General features: G+C 68.2%; 13 protein-coding genes and 1 tRNA gene. 4 read left to right on the plus strand and 10 right to left on the minus strand.

The features are described 5' to 3' along the window. The first annotated feature begins 48 nt into the window (after window positions 1-48). Both VGC56_RS14845 and VGC56_RS14850 read left to right on the plus strand, forming a co-directional pair. A complete protein-coding gene (locus VGC56_RS14845) occupies window positions 49-603 on the plus strand; it encodes a hypothetical protein (RefSeq protein WP_464126124.1) in 555 nt (184 codons plus the stop codon). Continuing rightward, entirely contained in the window at window positions 600-1,295 is a 696-nt protein-coding gene (locus tag VGC56_RS14850) for a hypothetical protein (RefSeq protein ID WP_464126126.1), read from the plus strand. Before VGC56_RS14845 ends, VGC56_RS14850 begins: the two co-directional genes overlap by 4 nt. Before the next feature lie 136 nt (window positions 1,296-1,431). On the opposite strand, the gene VGC56_RS14855 is transcribed toward VGC56_RS14850, so the two are convergent. From VGC56_RS14855 to VGC56_RS14870, 4 genes are all read right to left on the minus strand, one after another. After that, entirely contained in the window at window positions 1,432-2,202 is a 771-nt protein-coding gene (locus VGC56_RS14855; protein ID WP_464126128.1) for a hypothetical protein, read from the minus strand. Then, window positions 2,199-2,528 carry a hypothetical protein gene (locus tag VGC56_RS14860; protein ID WP_464126129.1) on the minus strand — a complete coding sequence of 110 codons (330 nt, stop codon included), beginning with the start codon at window positions 2,526-2,528 and terminating at the stop codon, window positions 2,199-2,201. Before VGC56_RS14860 ends, VGC56_RS14855 begins: the two co-directional genes overlap by 4 nt. Window positions 2,529-2,674: 146 nt before the next feature. Next, window positions 2,675-3,247 (minus strand): aminoacyl-tRNA hydrolase, encoded by a 573-nt coding sequence (gene pth / locus VGC56_RS14865; protein WP_464126177.1) that lies wholly within the window; start codon window positions 3,245-3,247, stop codon window positions 2,675-2,677. Between the two features lie 107 nt (window positions 3,248-3,354). Then, the gene (locus VGC56_RS14870) at window positions 3,355-4,044 is read right to left on the minus strand and encodes a 50S ribosomal protein L25/general stress protein Ctc (RefSeq protein ID WP_464126131.1); all 690 of its coding nucleotides are present in this window, start codon (window positions 4,042-4,044) and stop codon (window positions 3,355-3,357) included. 192 nt (window positions 4,045-4,236) lie between these two features. Between VGC56_RS14870 and VGC56_RS14875 the strand changes: the two genes are divergently transcribed. After that, window positions 4,237-4,743, plus strand: a complete 507-nt coding sequence (locus VGC56_RS14875; RefSeq protein WP_464126132.1) for a DUF805 domain-containing protein — start codon at window positions 4,237-4,239, stop codon at window positions 4,741-4,743. 78 nt (window positions 4,744-4,821) lie between these two features. Then, window positions 4,822-4,906: transfer RNA gene (locus VGC56_RS14880), tRNA-Leu, on the plus strand. 33 nt (window positions 4,907-4,939) lie between these two features. Here the strand turns inward: VGC56_RS14880 and VGC56_RS14885 are convergent. The 6 genes from VGC56_RS14885 to VGC56_RS14910 form a co-directional block, all read right to left on the minus strand. Continuing rightward, window positions 4,940-5,872, minus strand: a complete 933-nt coding sequence (locus VGC56_RS14885; protein ID WP_464126134.1) for a hypothetical protein — start codon at window positions 5,870-5,872, stop codon at window positions 4,940-4,942. A gap of 330 nt (window positions 5,873-6,202) precedes the next feature. Beyond that, window positions 6,203-7,927 carry an isopeptide-forming domain-containing fimbrial protein gene (locus tag VGC56_RS14890; RefSeq protein WP_464126136.1) on the minus strand — a complete coding sequence of 575 codons (1,725 nt, stop codon included), beginning with the start codon at window positions 7,925-7,927 and terminating at the stop codon, window positions 6,203-6,205. Further along, window positions 7,924-13,041: a hypothetical protein gene (locus VGC56_RS14895; RefSeq protein WP_464126137.1), complete on the minus strand. Its 5,118-nt coding sequence runs from the start codon at window positions 13,039-13,041 to the stop codon at window positions 7,924-7,926. Before VGC56_RS14895 ends, VGC56_RS14890 begins: the two co-directional genes overlap by 4 nt. A gap of 23 nt (window positions 13,042-13,064) precedes the next feature. After that, the gene (locus VGC56_RS14900; protein WP_464126139.1) at window positions 13,065-14,120 is read right to left on the minus strand and encodes a hypothetical protein; all 1,056 of its coding nucleotides are present in this window, start codon (window positions 14,118-14,120) and stop codon (window positions 13,065-13,067) included. A gap of 68 nt (window positions 14,121-14,188) precedes the next feature. Continuing rightward, window positions 14,189-14,653: a hypothetical protein gene (locus VGC56_RS14905; RefSeq protein WP_464126140.1), complete on the minus strand. Its 465-nt coding sequence runs from the start codon at window positions 14,651-14,653 to the stop codon at window positions 14,189-14,191. Between the two features lie 10 nt (window positions 14,654-14,663). Beyond that, window positions 14,664-15,677: a hypothetical protein gene (locus VGC56_RS14910; RefSeq protein WP_464126142.1), complete on the minus strand. Its 1,014-nt coding sequence runs from the start codon at window positions 15,675-15,677 to the stop codon at window positions 14,664-14,666. Window positions 15,678-15,734: the final 57 nt, after the last annotated feature.

Below are 15,734 nucleotides of genomic sequence, written 5' to 3' on the forward strand. Positions count from 1 at the left end.
CCCTTGAACGATGGTGTGGGTTAGCCTCGCGGGACAGCGGGGGCAGATATGATGCGAAGGGGAGCGCTGACGGTGCGCGCCATGGCGCTGGGGCTGAGCCTCGCCACCGTGGCGGCGGCGCGCGCCGAGCAAGCTTCGCCGAGCCCGCCGGAGCTGCAAGGGTCCGGCATCATCGACCCCGCCTCCGTTTCCGTGCCCGATCTTACCTTCGTTCCGACGCGGGACATCGAGCGCAGCTACGATCAGCATTTCTATTACCACCGCGAACACACGGATTTCGCGACGGCCTATGCCGATTTGAGGGAATGCGATGCCTATGCCCGCGGCATATCGCTCCGGCTCACCGGCCTCGGCGGCGTGACCGGCCTGGTCACCGACGCGATCGTCGGCGGCGGGCAAAGGCGCGATATCAGCCGACGCAACATGCGCGTGTGCATGCGCTTCAAGGAATATCGGCGATACGGTCTGCCGGAGGCGCTGTGGAAGCGAATCGCCCTCCCGCCCGGGTCGGGTGGCGACGAAGCGGAGCGGCAACGGCTGATGCTTATCGACGCGAAGCTCGCGTCAGGGTCACGCCCGAAGGTTGGGGATTTGGGACTTTGAACCGGCTTGCTTTTTGCCTCGGCATCCTTGCGGCCCTGGCGGCGGCGCCCTCCGCGGCGGTAGAGCACCCGCCGCAATTCCGGTCGGGCGATCCCGTCGTCGACAAGAGCAAGGCGTATCTCTTCTTCCGCAGCAACATCCGCAACGGCAACATCCTGCTCGTGCGGGAGAAAGGCCGCGCGGCGCCTGCGGCCTCCCAGCCTCACGCTGTGGACCCGCGCAAGGAGCCGGGGCGATGGTTCCAGGTGAAATGGAATCAGCGTTTCACATCGAGCAAGGAGGGCGCCACCTATCTCGTCGCGGTGGAGCCCGGCACCTACGCCGTGTACGGCAACATCATGATTCTCGACGACGTCATGGGCATCGGCGTGTGCCCGTGCATGGGCAGCGTCCGCTTCGAGGCCAAGGCGGGCGAAATAGCCGATCTGGGAGCCGTCGTCTTTCCCGACTTCGGGAAGACCGAGCGGCCATGGACCGCAAGAATCGCCCCCTTCGATATACGCCAGATGCCGCCGGCGCCGAGCTTGCCGGGTCTGCCCGTGGCTCCGGCGATGTTCCGGGCGGCGGGCAAGATACCGAACTATTTCGGCGTCGAGATATCGCGTCAGCCGGAAATCCCGGGCGTGATCGGCTACGTACGCGACCAGGTCATCGACCTGCGGGACAATAAACAGGTTCCGCCCAGCGAGTGAGCCGAGCCCGTTGGTGCCGGGCACGTGCCAGGCACGTGCCAGGCACGTGCCAGGCACCCGCGTCGAGATTCTCGACGACGATGCCGACGTTATCCATCCCTTTGACGGCCTGGCTTTGAGAGCTCCGCGGTGAGCGTCAGGGCTTTGGCGCCGCTTCGTCCGGCGCCGGCGCGGCAGGGGCGGCGCGGGCGCGGGCGTTGACGCCTTCGATGCGGTTGACGAGACCGCCGAGATAATTGCCGAACTTCTGATCGGGGGTGAAGGCGGCGGGGACCAGCTTGTCGGCGGGAAGGCCCGCAGGCACTGGCATGTCGCTTGCGGCGCGGGGCCGGAAGGAGAGGCGCATCGGCGCCATGTCCGGGTGCTTCGCGAACGGACCGATGAACGCCATCTTGAGGATGTCCCCGGTCTTGGCCTGGCGCTGGCCCTCCGCCCAGTCGTTCTCGGCGGTTACCACGCCGAGATCGACGATGGTCCCCGGCTCCAGTCGGAAGCTGTAGGAGCCGAGCGAGAAGGAGGTGGCGGCGAAGCCCTGCACCACCCAGAGGTCCGGATCGACCTCGAGCAGGAAGAGCCGCGAGTCGGCGCCCTTGGCAATCGGCTTGTTGCGGAACAACTCCGTGGCCACTTGCCCGGGCGGCACCGGGTTGGCCTTGGCCTTGCCGAGACCCCGCACGTCGCCGAGGGCGGGATCGTAGCGTGCGAGGGTGAGGCCGGCATTGAGCCGCATCGTCTTTCGCGAGCCCGGGAAGCTCGCATAGGGGTTGGCGAGCAGCCGGTACTCGATCAGCACATAGGCCTTGGTCGGGTCGAGCTTGGGGGGGACGGCGGTGAGGGGCTTGGCGCCCGCGGCGGTTCCGGCCAGCGCGGCGGCGGCAGTCGCGGCAAGGATCAGCATCTTGTTCATCGGGGGAGGACCTTTCCATCCGGTTCGAGCGCCGAGGCGAGCGTGTAGAGCCGCTCCTCCCGGGCTTTTTGGTCGAGCTTCTTGATCGAGGCGGCGGCGGCGGGGCTGGCCTCAATGCGGCGGTAGCCCTTGTCGGTCATGCAGGTGCGCAGCACGTTCTCGATCATGTGCCGCCGCTGCTTGGACGCCATGAAACCGGCGAGGAAGGCGCCTGCGGCCGCCGCGTAGACATTTGGCGAATAGACATATTGCGGCTGCACGCGGTGGACGCCGCCGGCGAGCTCGACGCATTCCGAAAGGTCGGCCTGGAAGGCTTCCCGTGCCACGCTAGGCTTGTGGAAGTAGACGGGTCCCGCAGCGGCGGCTCCCGGAACCGAGAGCAGGGCCGCCGCCGCTATCCATCGCGTCCGGATCATAATCGTGTCCCCCCAACGGCTTGGCTATCGAGGCCGAGAGGGGAAGGCAAGCGCGCTCAGTCGTCCTGCAGCCTTCGGGCGACTTCGCTCATGAAGCGGGGGTCGTCGCCGTCGGCGAGCCATTTCGCTTCGGCGGCGACGGCGCCCAGCATGTCGGCGAGGGCTTCGGTTTCGGCCTTGGCGTAATTGCCGAGGACGTAGCCGGTCACCCGGTCCTTGTGGCCGGGATGGCCGATGCCGATCCGGACCCGGCGGAAGGCGTTGCCGACATGGGCTTCGGTGGAGCGCAGGCCGTTATGGCCGGCGGTGCCGCCGCCGACCTTCACCTTGACCTTGAACGGCGCGAGATCGAGCTCGTCGTGGAAGATGGTGACGTCGCCGACGTCCTTCTTGAAGAAGTCCATGGCAGCGCGGACGGCGCGGCCGCTGTCGTTCATGAAGGTGTTGGGCTTCAGGAGGAGGATGCGGTGGGCGCCGATGCGGCCCTGCTGAGCCCAGCCCTGGAAAGCCTTCTTCGGCGGCTCGAAATCGTGAGTGGCGGCGATGGCGTCGATCGCCATGAAGCCGACATTGTGCCGGTGCATCGCATAGCGCGTGCCGGGATTGCCGAGGCCGACCCAGATCTGCACGGGCTCGAAATCCCAATCCTCGACTGTGGGAGCGTCGTGGGGCTGGCCCGGCACCTCCACCGGCTTCACGCCGAAGAAGGAACCGAGCCAGGTGAATATGGCCAAGATCAGCCCTGCGTCTGGGCCGGCTCGTCCTTGTCCTCGTCGCCGGCAGTCGCTTCGGTCGCCGGGACCTCGTCGGCCGGGACTTCCGCCTCGGCCGCCGCATCCTCGGCTTCCATGACGGAGCCGGACGAGGGGACGATGGTGGCGATGGTGAAGTCGCGGTCGGTGATCGCGCTCTCGATGCCCTTGGGCAAAGTGAGGGCGGAGAAGTGGAGCGAATCGCCGATGTTGAGGCCCTTCAAGCTGATCTCGATCTCGTCGGGGATTTCGGCGGCGTCGCAGACCAGCTCGAGCTCGTGACGGACCGCGTTCAGCACGCCGCCGCGCTTGATGCCGCGGCACTCTTCCTCACCGGTGAAGCGGATGGGGACGTTGACGTGCACCTTCGAATGCTCGGAGATGCGCAGGAAATCGACATGCAGCGGCCGGTCGGTGACCGGGTGGAACTGGACGTCCTTGGGAAGGGTGCGGGCGGTGGTGCCGCCGCCGACCTCGATCATCACGACCGAGTTCATGAAGTGGCCGTTCGACATCATCTTGATGAGGGCTTTCTCCTCGAGATGGATGGCTAGGGGCTCTTCCTTGTTGCCGTAGACGACGGCGGGGACGCGGCCTTCGCGACGCATGGCACGGGAGGCTCCCTTGCCCGCCCGCTCGCGCGTCTCGGCCGACAGCGTAAGCTGTTCGCTCATGTGCATGTCTTTCAAAAATCAGGGTTAGACGAATGCCCGCGCGCACGCCTCCAGGGATGACCATGCGCGGGGGAGCGGGGCCTTTAGACGAAGGCGGCGGGCGAGGCAAGGCAGCGCCCTTGTCAAGGCGGGCGATTTGGAGGAGGCTGCCGACTCCGCCGCCGTCAGAGCGGCAGCTTTGGGGGAATTGCCATGGAATATATGTTTCTGCCGTTGAAGCGCTACGCCGAATTCTCCGGCCGGTCGCGCCGGACCGAATTCTGGATGTTCGCCCTGTTCCAGTTCCTCGTGTGGATCGTGTTCTTGACCCTGTGCGGGATCGTTGCCGGATCGATGCTGATGTCGATGGGCAAAGGAGACGCCGGCGGGCTGATGGCGGCCGGCGGAACGGTCATGATCCTCTTGCTGATCGGCGTCCTCATCGCGCTCGCTTTCTTCCTCCCCGGCCTGGCGGTCGGGATGCGCAGGCTGCACGACACCAACCGCAGCGGCTGGTGGCTCGGCGGCTATTTGATCCTGGCGCTCGTCGGCGGGTTCTTGAGGGCGCAGGGCGGAGCGGGGCTCGCCGGCCTGATTTCGATCGTGCAGCTCGGGTACCTGATCGCGCTGATCGTCTTCTATTGCCTCGACGGCACCAAGGGGCCGAACAAGTACGGGCCGGACCCCAAGGGCCAGGCCGACGCGCAGGTCTTCGCCTGAAGATCGCCGACGTAAGGTAAAGGAGGCGGGGCGGGCTGTTGCGGCCCGCCCCGGCCTTCGCTACGGCGCTCGCGCCTGGCCCCTGTGGCGGAATTGGTAGACGCGCTCGACTCAAAATCGAGTTCCGTAAGGAGTGCCGGTTCGATTCCGGCCGGGGGCACCAGCGGCGCCGTGCGCGCCTGTCGGCCAAGCGCCGCTACTTGATCTGCACGCGATACTGGATGGTGAAGCTGGAATTGGCCGCCATCGTGCCCTGCGGCAGGAACTTCACCGCCTTGACGTTGGCATCGTAGCCCGCAGCCGGCGTGTAGCCGTAGCTGGTGCCGTTGCTCGAATAGCTGACATTGGGGGCGGCGAGGGTGACGCCGCTGGTCCCGGCATTGAGGTAGACGGGATCGGTGCCGGGCAGCGCCGTGTCGAAGTCGGCATTGTAGAAGCTCGCCTGGGTCGGGAGGGTGTCGACGAGGACGATGCTGGCCGCATCGACCGGACTGGCGCCGCTGTTGGTGACGGTGATCGTATAGACGATTTCGGCGCCGGGCACGCCGAAGCGGTTGGTGCCGGTGGTGGCGAGCGGGGCGGAGGTCTTCGCCATCGTCACGTTCGGCATCGGGCAGAAGGTGAGCGCCGAAATCCCCATTGCCTGCTGGCCGGTGGTCTTCTCCTTTCCCGTGTAAGGATAGTTGCCGTAGCGCAGCGTCACCGACGTCACCGGCTGGCTGAAGCTGATGCCCACGTCGCCTTCGTTGGACCCGGTGTTGGTGTTCGTCGCGGTGCCGAGCGCCTGGCCGGCCGTCAACGACGGGTAGGTGGCGTTGGGGCCGAGGATGACGGTGGCCCCCGTGCCCCCCGGCGTGGTCAGCGTCGGTGTGTAGGTCGACGCCCCGTTGAAGCCTTCGACCATCAGCCAGTCCCGATACTGATCGGACGAATAGTCGACGTCGTGGACGGTGAGCACCATGTCGCGGATCGGCGTCGCGAAGGTGAAGGTCACCTTGATGACACGGCTGGAGAAGGTGGTGTCGGTGCGGCTCGAGAAGGTGCCGCCGATCGCCAGCGTGTTGCCCGTGCCGACACCGGTGATGAGGTTGCCGATCGCGGGCAGCTGAAGAGTGCTGCCGCTGGTCACGCTGCTGGAACTGAGGCCGTTGGTGGTGAAGCCGATTGTGAACGTCTTGGTCGCGCCGCCGGTGGTCGCGGCCGTGTAGGTGTAGGTGCTGGCATAGTTGAGCGTCGCGGCGGCGACGCTGCTGAAGGCGAAATTGTAGGTATTGGCCGCGGTGCAGGTGCCGGCGGCGGCGGGCGCGGCGCAGGCGAGCGCGAGGAGGGCCGCGGCGATGCGCAGCCATCCTCCTGATGCAATCCTGCGGCGTGGACCCCCGGCACCGTTTCCTCGATCTTCCTGTGGCTTACCGGTTAGGGGCGGAGGATTGAAAGAGCGTTAACCATGCCGCGGCGCTTACTTGATGACGTAGCCCACCAGCAGGCTGAAGCTCGAATTGGCGGCCATCGTCCCCTTGGGCTTGATGCGCAGCGTGGTGACGAGGCTGTCGGCGCCCTGGCTATTCGCGGCGGGGACGTAGGTCCAGGTCGCGCCGTTGTCCTTCGAGAATTCGAGGTCGTCCGCCGTGCTGGCGAGGCTGGCGTAGCTGTAGGTGAGGCCCGAGGCTGCGGCGCCGTCGGTGAACTTCACCGGCCCGCCGCTCGCGCCGGAAATGTTGCCGACGTAGAGCTGGAGGTTGGCCGCCGTGGTGTCGGTGACGAGGACGCTGTCCGCCGTCACGGTGAACGGGTTCGGGTTGGTGATGGTGATCGTGTAGGCGGCGGTCGCGCCGGGAATGAGCTTCGGGTTGGTCGTGCCGTTCACCGGATCGCTCTTGGCTGCGCTGACCTTGGCGACGGTGAGCGGCAGGATAGGAAGCACCTGGAAGCTGGCGCTGACCGTGGGCGTCGTGGCGGTGCCGAACTGCCCTTGCGCACTGTTGACGTAGGTGCCGGCGGTGGACGGCATCTTGACGGTGTAGACGAGCTTCACCGTGCCGCCGGCGGCAATGAGGTAGGACTGGTCCTGCCGGCCGGTGAAGGTGAGCGTGCCGGTGGCGTTGACGGTGGGGACGCTGCTCGAATTCGCCCCGGTGACGTCGCTGGTCGCGTCGAGCCCCTGAAAGGTCGCCCCCGCCGGCAGCGTGTCGGTGAAGCTCGAGATGCGGCTGGCGTTGGACGAGGGGTTGGTGACCGTCACCGTATATTTAACCGTCGCCGCCGTGCCGACGGTGGTGCTGGCGATGTCCGACGCCTTCGAGATGGTGAAGGGGTTGGTGGCGCCGGGGAAGGAGAGGGAGATGCTCCCGGCTCCGTCGAAATTGCCGGTATATTTGATGTTTGTGTTGCCCGAGGTCTGGACCGCATAGGGCCGCGCCGTCGTCGAGGTGCCGGCGCATTGATATTCGAAATAATAGCGCACGGTGATGCCGTAATTGTTGCCCGACTGCTTCTGCGTCTGGACGAAATAGAGCTGGTTGGCGGTGCCGACGGTTGCCGGCGTGACGTTGCTGGCGGTGATGGTCGTGCCGACGAGGCGGAAGCAGGCGGCATTGAAGGCCTGGCCGCCGGAAGGCTGCAGGAAGAATTCGTCGCCCACGGCCGAGCCGCCGAAATCGTAGGAGGCGTCGAAATAGATGGTCTGGCCGACGACGGCGCCGGGGCCGAGGGTCGAGCTCAGCACGTTGCCACCGGCATTGGCGCTGATCGCCGAGCGGGCGGTGAGGGTGACGAGGCTCGTCGAGGCGGCGGTGCTCGACGTGATGCCGACCGAGGTCGCGGCGGTGGCGAGGTTGGTGCAGCCGTAGCCGACGAACCAGTAGACGCCCGTGCTCTGGCCGGCACCGATGGCGCCGATGCTCTGCGTCGCCGCCTGCCCGCCGGCGAGGAAGAAGCCGCTGCCGAGGCCGCTGATCGTCGCGACGACGTTCGTCACCGTCGCGCCTCCGGTATTGGTGACGATTCCGCCGACATACATGGCGCGGGGCCCCGAGCCGGCGCAGTTGTTGCTGTCGATCGGCATCGACTGGGTCTTCGAGACGTCGTCGCCGGTGCGCAGGGAGAAGGTCACCGCAGCCTCTGCGGGGACCGCGAACAGCAAAGCCGCGGCGAGCGCGAGCAGGCGGAGGGCGAGGCGGATCATTTGCGGCCCAGCCCCAGGCCCTGCAGGCTCAGCTGGTCGAACTTGAGGCGCATCGTCACATAGGGGCCGGCGCGGGTGTAGCGCGAGGCTTCGAAGTCGCGGTCGTGGAAGCCGACGACGTTCCAGCCGAGCGAAATCCAGCCATTGTCGAACGGCTTCACCCCAAGGCTGGGGCCGATCGCATAGCCGATGGCGCGGCCGCCGGCGCTCTCGCGCACGGTGGCGGCGAGCGAGACGTCGAGGGTGCTGGAGAGGTCGAAGCGGATGTCGGCGCCGAGTAGGTTGCTGAGGCCCTTGATGTCGTCGGCGGCGATCTTGTCGCTGGAATAGCGGGCGCCCCAGAACAGCGAGAGTTCCATGCCCGGGCCCGGCGTGTAGTTCACCGACAGCGAATTGACCGCGCGGCGCGAGCGGGCGTTGCCGCTGATCGTGAAGAGGGCGCCGATCGGATCGGCATGGCCGGCGACGGCGCCGGTGACGGCGTCCTCCCGAAATTCGAGCTTCTCGAGCCAGGTGAGGGCGGCGCCGGCGGGGCGGTGGGCCCAGCTCAGCTGAAGGTTCGAGGTGCGCGTCTCGGCGCCGGTCTTGGCCTTGGCGGTGAACCAGTCGAAGGCGACGCCGATGGCGCTGCCGTCGCCGATCTGGCGCAGGCCGGCGGCGGTGACGCCGTAGCGGTCGCCCTGGCTGCCGGCGCGATATTCGGCGCGGCCGGTGACGCTCCACAGGTGCGCACGGTAGGTGGCGCCGCCGGTCACAGCGGTGAAATCCTCCGTGAGGGTGGCGCCGGAGCCGACGAAACCGCCGCTCGCCACCGGCTGGAGCGGGTTCAGCACCCGGTTCGGATCGATGCCGTGCAGCGTCTTGTTCGAATCGAGCGAGGCGTCCAGCGACCAATGCTTGCCGAGCACCACCGACTGCGAGAGGCCGAAGGCGGCGAAGCTGCGCGGCCCGTATTCGGCGATGTCCTGCTGGTTGGCGCTGAGCGCGATCTTGGCGCCGGCCCAGGGCTGGATGTCGAAGCCGATGCGGGCGGTGCGGGCGTCGATGTTCTTGCCCTTGGCAATCTCGTAGGCGCCGACGAGCTGGAAGCCGGTCTTCACCGTGTAGCGGGCGGTGAGTCGGTGCTGGGCCGGGAAATCGACGCTGCCGGCCTGGCCGAGCGGGATCTCGGTCTGGGCGTCCAGCTCCAGCTTGTTGCCGAGCATGCGCTTGGTGGCGCCGAGCTGGAGCAGGGTCGAGTGGGCGGAGCGGCCGTCCTGGAGATGGTCATCGGCGAAGACGAGGCCGGCGCGGCCTGTCAGGGTCCGGCCCTTATATTCGACCATGGCCTTGCCGGCGATGCGGCGCGCCTCGGTGCCGAGATAATCCTCGACCCAGCCGCTCGCCGACACCGAGACCTGCTCGTTGATCTTGACGCGGCCGTCGAAGCCGATTTTGCGGGTGCCGTTCTCCGCGCCGGAGAGCTGGCCGACGCCGAAGCCCTTGTCCTGCTGGCGGGCGTAGGCGAGTGCGTCGTAGCGCGGGCCGTGATGCTCGGCCTCGACCAGCCAGGCGGTGGCGGTGCCGCCGGAGGGTTGCGCCGCCCCCGCGGCGGCCTTGTTGTCGCTGACGGCGATCTCGGCACGCACTTCGGTGCTGGCGTTGGGCTTGTAGCGCACGTCCGCGCCGGCGAGGTTGGTGGTGCCGGTGTCGGTGGCGTCGTGGAGGGCGGTGGCGGCCACCTGGAGCTTCTGGTCCTTCGAGCGCCAGCTGGCGCGGCCGCCGGCGTTGAGGCGGCGGCGGGCGACGCCGTCCACTTCGTAATCGGCGACGATGAACTGCGGGTTCAGCGCTGAATCGCGCGACAGGATCGGCTGCTTGAAGCGGACGATGCCCGCCGCATAATCCACGTCGTAATCGACGTAGCGGGTGAGCTGGTGCGTCTCGACGATCTTCTCCGAGCGGAGGCGGTCGCGCACTTCGAGGACGATCTGCTCGCTGTTCGGCAGGATGTTGCGGGCGCCGAGCGCATAGGGGCCGGAGAGGCCGTTGCCCTGGATGTCGTCCCGGCGGTGGCTGTTCTCGGCATCGGCGGCGTAGGCGACCGCCGCGACGCGCTTCGAGCGATATTCGGCCTTGCCGCCGGTGAAGGCGCGGACGTAGCGGGCGAGCTGCGGCTCGTCGATGCCGGTCTGGAAATCGCCGAACAGAGCGTAGAATTGCGGCCGCTCGAGCTTCAGATAGAGCTTCTTGACCGAGGCGGCGTCGTAGCGGCGCTCGGAGCGGTCGGCGTAGACGGTGTAATAGCTGTTCGGATCGATGGCGCCGCCGAAGCGGGTCTCGCTCTCCTTCTTCTTGCTGTCATAGGCCAAAGTCATCAGCCATTTGCCGAGGATCTTGCCCTTGGCGTAGAGCGCGAGGCGGCCGTCGGTGAGCAGCTTCGGCTTGTCGTTGCCAAGCGCTTCCATGCGGTTGTCGAGGCGGTTGTAGCCCAAGGTTCCCTCGGCGAGGCCGACGATGGTCCACGGCCGCTCGCCGGGATCGAGCCACAGTTCGAGGCGCTGCTCGCGGCTGGCCTGGCCGTCGCGGAACGGGAAGCGCAGGCTTACCGAGCCCGAGGCGGTGGTCGGCTCGAGCTCGATGTAAGCGACGCCGTCCTCGCCGGTGACGTGCCAGACGGGGCGGGCGCGCTCGAGGCCGGCGAGCTGGCGCGCCTGCTGGGCGTCGGCCTCGACGGCGGGGTAGTAGGGCGCCGGCACTTCGAAATCGCCGACCAGGCCGTGGCGGACGGCCTTGCCGTCGCTGTCGGTGAAACGCACGGCGATGACCGGGCGGGTGACGCCGTCGGCGACCAGCACCGAACGCTCCCGCACCAGCTCGGCGCGCATCGGGCTGGCGCCGTAGCGGACGATGCGGTGCAGCGTCTGCGCCAAGCTGCCGTCGGCGTTGCGCACTTCGGCCGAGAGGTCGGTCGATCCCTTGGCGTCGAGCGGGATGCCGCGCCACAGGGAGATGACGATGGCGCCGTCGCCGCTCTTGCGATCACCTTCGAAGGCGATCGGATCGGTCGCATGGCCGTTGGCGAAGAGGACGATCTTCTGGCCCGGCAGATGCTTGATGGCGACGCGGACGATCGGCGCGCGGGGATTGTGGTCGACCTGCGGGAAGATCCAGGCGACGCCCGGCTGCTGTCCGGCGAACCAGTCGCGCTCGGCGCCGGCAGCCTGGGCATCCGTCGCGACGGCGGGGCGCGCGGCGGCGGCGGCGGACTTCGCGGCACGCGGCGCGGCGGAAATGGCATGGAAGTCGACGCGCTTCAGCTCACCGCCGCGCCCGTCGACGAAGCGCGAAAAGGCGCGGCCGCCGGAGCGTGTGTCGTCGTAGCAATCGGTGGCGGCGCGGTCGGCGGGGAGGGTGGTGTCGTCCATCTGGACGACATGGGTGCCGGGGACGAGCCCTTCGAAATGGTAGCGGCCGTCGGGATCGGTGACGGCGTAGCTGCCGTCCTCGAGCATGATGCGGACGCCGCCAATGCCCTTGCCTGGAACCGCGCAGGTGCCGTCGACGACGCGGCCCTCCACGGTGAGGCGATCGGCGATCGAATCGCGGCGGATGCGCAAGGGTGCGCTGGCGGTGTTGCTCTTGGTGCCGCGCGCGTCGGCGACGTCCACCTTGTTGACGCTCACCGTCGGCTGGGCGTCGCCGCGCACTTCCATCGCATAGCTGATCACTGCGCTGGCGCCGGGCGCGAGCGGGTTCAGGGCAACGGAGAAGGCCTCGGCATTCGCGTCGAGCACCGGCGCCACAGTGCGGCCGTCGACCTGTACGGTCGTCGCGCGCAGCCGCAGCTGGTGCGGATAATGGTCGGTGACGGTGATCGGCGAGGTGGCGATCTTCCCGTCCGGATTGCGCACGACGACGGCGTAGGCGACCGTCTCGCCCGGCGCCGCCTCGGTGCGGTTGGCCTGCTTGGTGACGAGCAGCGGCGCGCCCAATTTGTCGAGCGGGATCGGGACGTGGACCGCGTCGGGGCCGGTCACCACGAACTCGCCGCCATAGGAACCGGCGGAGATGGCGAAGGGATTGCCGTCGGGCGCCGTCAGGGTGGCGAGATCGGCGGGGGTGCGGATCGACGGGGCGCTGTAGCCCGCCGGCGCCTCGACGAGCAGCCGGTAGCGGCCCGGGCGGACGAGCGGGAAGCGGTAGGCGCCGGCGCCGGGGGCGTAGCGGGCGCCGCCGCTGTCGAGGACGGCGCTGCCGCTCGTTACCACGGCCGGGTAGGCGGCGCTGCCGTCGTCGCCGAACACCTGCGCGGGGCCGCCGGTGGCGGTGTCGATCAGCGTGACCTTCGCGCCGGCGACGGGGGTGCCGTCGCGGCTGTCGAAGACGATGCCGTTCGGGTCGGCCAGCACGCCGAGGGTGACGGAGGCAAGCGGCGGGGCCGGGGTGCTGGTCGGGTTGACGACCAGCTTGTCCTCGGCGGCCGCGACAATGATCTTGTCGCCGCTCGAAACGCCCAGCCGGCAGTCGCCCGCGGCGGACGTGCCCGCAACGGTCTGGATGTAGCCGGCGAACTGGCCGGTATTGGGGCCCGTCTCGGAGACCGTGAGCAGCTCGCTATCGCCCGATTGGGTGGTGATCCTGGCGAGCAGGGTCTCGACCTTTCCCGGATTGGCGTTGCCGGCGGGATAGTCGATCGCGAAGAAGAGCGGCTCGCCGGCGTGGATGCTGGCGGTGGGCGCGAAGAGCGGACCTCCCTGGAGAGCGGCGGTCCAGGCTGCGCCGAGGGCGACGGGCGCGCTGCCGGCGGATCCGGTGCAGACCGCCGCCGTGGCCGCGAGCGGCTGCGCGGAGGCGCCGGTGTCGAAGCGATAGGCGGTAAGGGTCGCCGGGGCGGGCACGACGACGGTGAGGTCGACCCGGTTCGAGGCGAAGACGAGATGCTGGCCGGCCTGGTCCCATTCGATCTGGGCGGTGTTCGACACCGTCCGCGCAGCGTCCGGCCCCGCCGCACGCGCAGGCGCGTGAGGCGTGAGCGCGAGGAGCGCCGCACTGAGGACGCACGTCAGCGTCCCCGAAAGACGGGTGGAAGTGGCCATGGCTGGGGTGGGGAGGGGGCGGATCGGCCGAAGCACGTTCCGCTCCCTCTCCCGGTTCCTCAGTTGATCGTCACTCGGAACACCAACGTGCTCGTGGCGCCCGCAGCGACGTTGCTGAGGGTGCCGGAGACCGTGTTGCTCGCGAAGCTGCCGCCGGCAACGCCATCGGCATTGCAGGCGCCGGACGTCACCGTGCCGTTCACCTTGATGCCGAAGGCCGCCAGGTAGGTGGTCTGCGACGGCAAGGGATCCGACAAGGCGACGCTGGTCGCGGTGGCGCTGCCGGCGCCGTTCGACACGGCGATGCAATATTCCACCGTCGCGCCCGGGATCATCTTCGGGTTGGTCGACCCGTTGATCGGATCGCTGATGATCTTGCTGGTCTTGACGGCGCTGAGCGCCGCGGCGAGCACCGTATAGTCGTTCTCCGCGAAGGACGCGCCGTCGCCGGCGACGTTGTTGTTGGCGTTGGTGTCGGCAAAGACGGTGTCCATGGCGGCGGTGTTCGCACCCGAAGTCTGGGTGACGGTCGCGCCGAGTGAGCCGGCCCCGCCGCTCTCCGCCGCCGTGGCGGTGAGGCGAACGTTGGCGACGTCGCCGGTCGACTTGCCGAGCGGGATGTCGGAGACGACGAAGACGGTCTTCGTGGCGTCCGCCGCAATCTCGTCCAGGTAGGTGATCAAAGTGTCGCCGGCATTGTATGTGCCGCTATTGTCGGTGTCCAAGTAGAGCTTGACGTTCGACACGTTGAAATTGTCCGTCCCGCCATGCGCGGCGGTGCCTCCCGACGACTGGGTCAGCGCCAGCGCGAAGTCGAGCACGGCGTTGGACGAGTTGGTGACGGTGAAGCCCGTCACGGCGCTCGTCTGGCCCGGCGAGACCGAGGTCGTCGTCGTGCCGAGCTGTGCCACCACAAGGTTGATCTTGCGGTCGACGACGAGGTTGTCGGTGGCGGAGACGGCGTTCTGGGCGACTCCCCCGACCTGATAGTTGACGGTCACCGTGTTGGTGATCGTCGATCCCGCGGTCGTCCCGGCCGCGAAGGCCGGAGTCGCCGCGAAGCCCGCAACCGCCAGCACGCTGGCGGAGGTGAGCAGACGCAGTGTCCTGGTCATTGTCTGGTCCAATCCTGGTCAAAAGAGGCGCCACTCCCCACCCGCCGGCGCCCGAAGCGGGTGTGGGGCTATTTTACGAGGCCCCGGAAACTGACTTTGCCGGTCCCGCCCGGCGCGATTGCCGGAAAGGCCCAGCGGATGCCGTTGACGTCGGCGCTGGTCGCCGCGCGCAAGCCGCCATTGGCGGTCGGCACGCGAAGCGACGCGAGCGTGCCCCAGCTCTTGCCGTGGTCGACCGAATAGACTGCGCCCGCCGTCTCGGCGCCGGCGAAGGCGACGTTGCCGGGCAGCGGGTCGGTGATGACGAAGCCGGTCGCCGGCTTGGCGCCCGCATTGCGGTAGGAGAATTCGAAGACGAGCGATTCGCCCGGAACCACGCGCTTCGCTTCCTCGACCACCTTGTGCGGCTGGCCGTCGGCGCCCTTGCGGATGTGCTCGACCGAGATTTTGGAGGTGAGCTGCACCGCTTCGGGACCGGCGGCGAGGGCCGCGGCCGGAGCGATGAGGGCGAGAATGGCAAAGGCGGTACGCATCGGGTGCTCCTCAGTTGATCTTGACTTTGAAGGTGACGGTCTTGGTCGTGCCGGTGGCGACCGTGCCGAGGCCGACGGCGATTGCGCTGCCGGTGAAGGCGCCTGCATCGGCGTCGGCGGCGTCGGTCAGGGCCGCGCCGTCCAGGGTGATGGTGCCGGGCTTGTAGGTGGTACCGGCGGGGATCGCGTCGCTGACCTTCAAGTTGGCGAGGCTGCCGGTGCCGCTGACGGTGGCGGCCAAGGTATAGGTGACGGTCGCGCCGGGGACCTGGGTAGTGCCGCCGAACGGATCGGCGACGCTTGCGGTCTTGACGAAGGCGACGGCGGCTTTCTGGATCTTGTACCAGCCGTCGGCGAGGCCCTTGCCGCCCGTCAGGCCGACGACGGCGGTGACGCCGCCGGTGCCCACGCCCGCAAAGGAGGTGCCGGGCGTGCCGGTGCCCTTCTTGGACGTTGCGGTGAGCTCGGCGCGGGCGCGGTTGGCGTCGTTGGCGGCGGCGGGCAGCGTCGAGAGGATGAAGGCGGTGATCGAGCCGTCGGCGGCGATCGTCGGATCGTTGCTGCCGGGCACGTAGATTGTGTCGACGCCGGCATCGTAGACGCCGTTGCCGTTGGTATCGAGGACGATGGAGGTGACCGCGGGGTCGAAATCGTCGCCGCCCAGCGCCGCGATCGAGCCGAGGGTGAAGGCTTCGGAGGCGTTGCCGCCGTTCGTCACGGTGAAGCTCAGCACCTGGTTGATGCCGCCGGCGGTGCCCTGCACGTCGCCCGGATCCTTCCAGGCGACGGTGACGTCGATCAGCTCGTCCACCTTCAGGGTGACGGTGTTCGACGTGACGGTGCCGGTCCCGCCCGCGGGCAGGTCGTAGGTCGCGGTCGCGGTGTTGCTGATCGTGGTGCCGGCCGGCGTGCCCGCGGCGAAGGCGGGCGCCGCCAGGGCAGCCGAGGCCACGGCGCCGAGCGCCGCCAAGACTGTCTTTTTTACGAACGCCGATGATTCGGCGCCCGAGGCCTGATAACGCATGTAAGCTCCCCACGAGCGTGTCTGTGAGACGGCTATTGCGGGGGGAGGGGTCAAGGA

The organism is Allosphingosinicella sp. (assembly GCF_036403745.1).
Taxonomy (GTDB): Bacteria; Pseudomonadota; Alphaproteobacteria; order Sphingomonadales; family Sphingomonadaceae; genus Allosphingosinicella.

Excerpts from the sequence above, each read along its gene's own strand:
- VGC56_RS14845 (WP_464126124.1), top strand. The coding sequence starts at position 49 with ATGATGCGAAGGGGAGCGCTGACGGTGCGCGCCATGGCGCTGGGGCTG.
- VGC56_RS14855 (WP_464126128.1), bottom strand. The coding sequence starts at position 2,202 with ATGAACAAGATGCTGATCCTTGCCGCGACTGCCGCCGCCGCGCTGGCC.
- VGC56_RS14870 (WP_464126131.1), bottom strand. The coding sequence starts at position 4,044 with ATGAGCGAACAGCTTACGCTGTCGGCCGAGACGCGCGAGCGGGCGGGC.
- VGC56_RS14875 (WP_464126132.1), top strand. The coding sequence starts at position 4,237 with ATGGAATATATGTTTCTGCCGTTGAAGCGCTACGCCGAATTCTCCGGC.
- VGC56_RS14890 (WP_464126136.1), bottom strand. The coding sequence starts at position 7,927 with ATGATCCGCCTCGCCCTCCGCCTGCTCGCGCTCGCCGCGGCTTTGCTG.
- VGC56_RS14900 (WP_464126139.1), bottom strand. The coding sequence starts at position 14,120 with ATGACCAGGACACTGCGTCTGCTCACCTCCGCCAGCGTGCTGGCGGTT.
- VGC56_RS14905 (WP_464126140.1), bottom strand. The coding sequence starts at position 14,653 with ATGCGTACCGCCTTTGCCATTCTCGCCCTCATCGCTCCGGCCGCGGCC.
- VGC56_RS14910 (WP_464126142.1), bottom strand. The coding sequence starts at position 15,677 with ATGCGTTATCAGGCCTCGGGCGCCGAATCATCGGCGTTCGTAAAAAAG.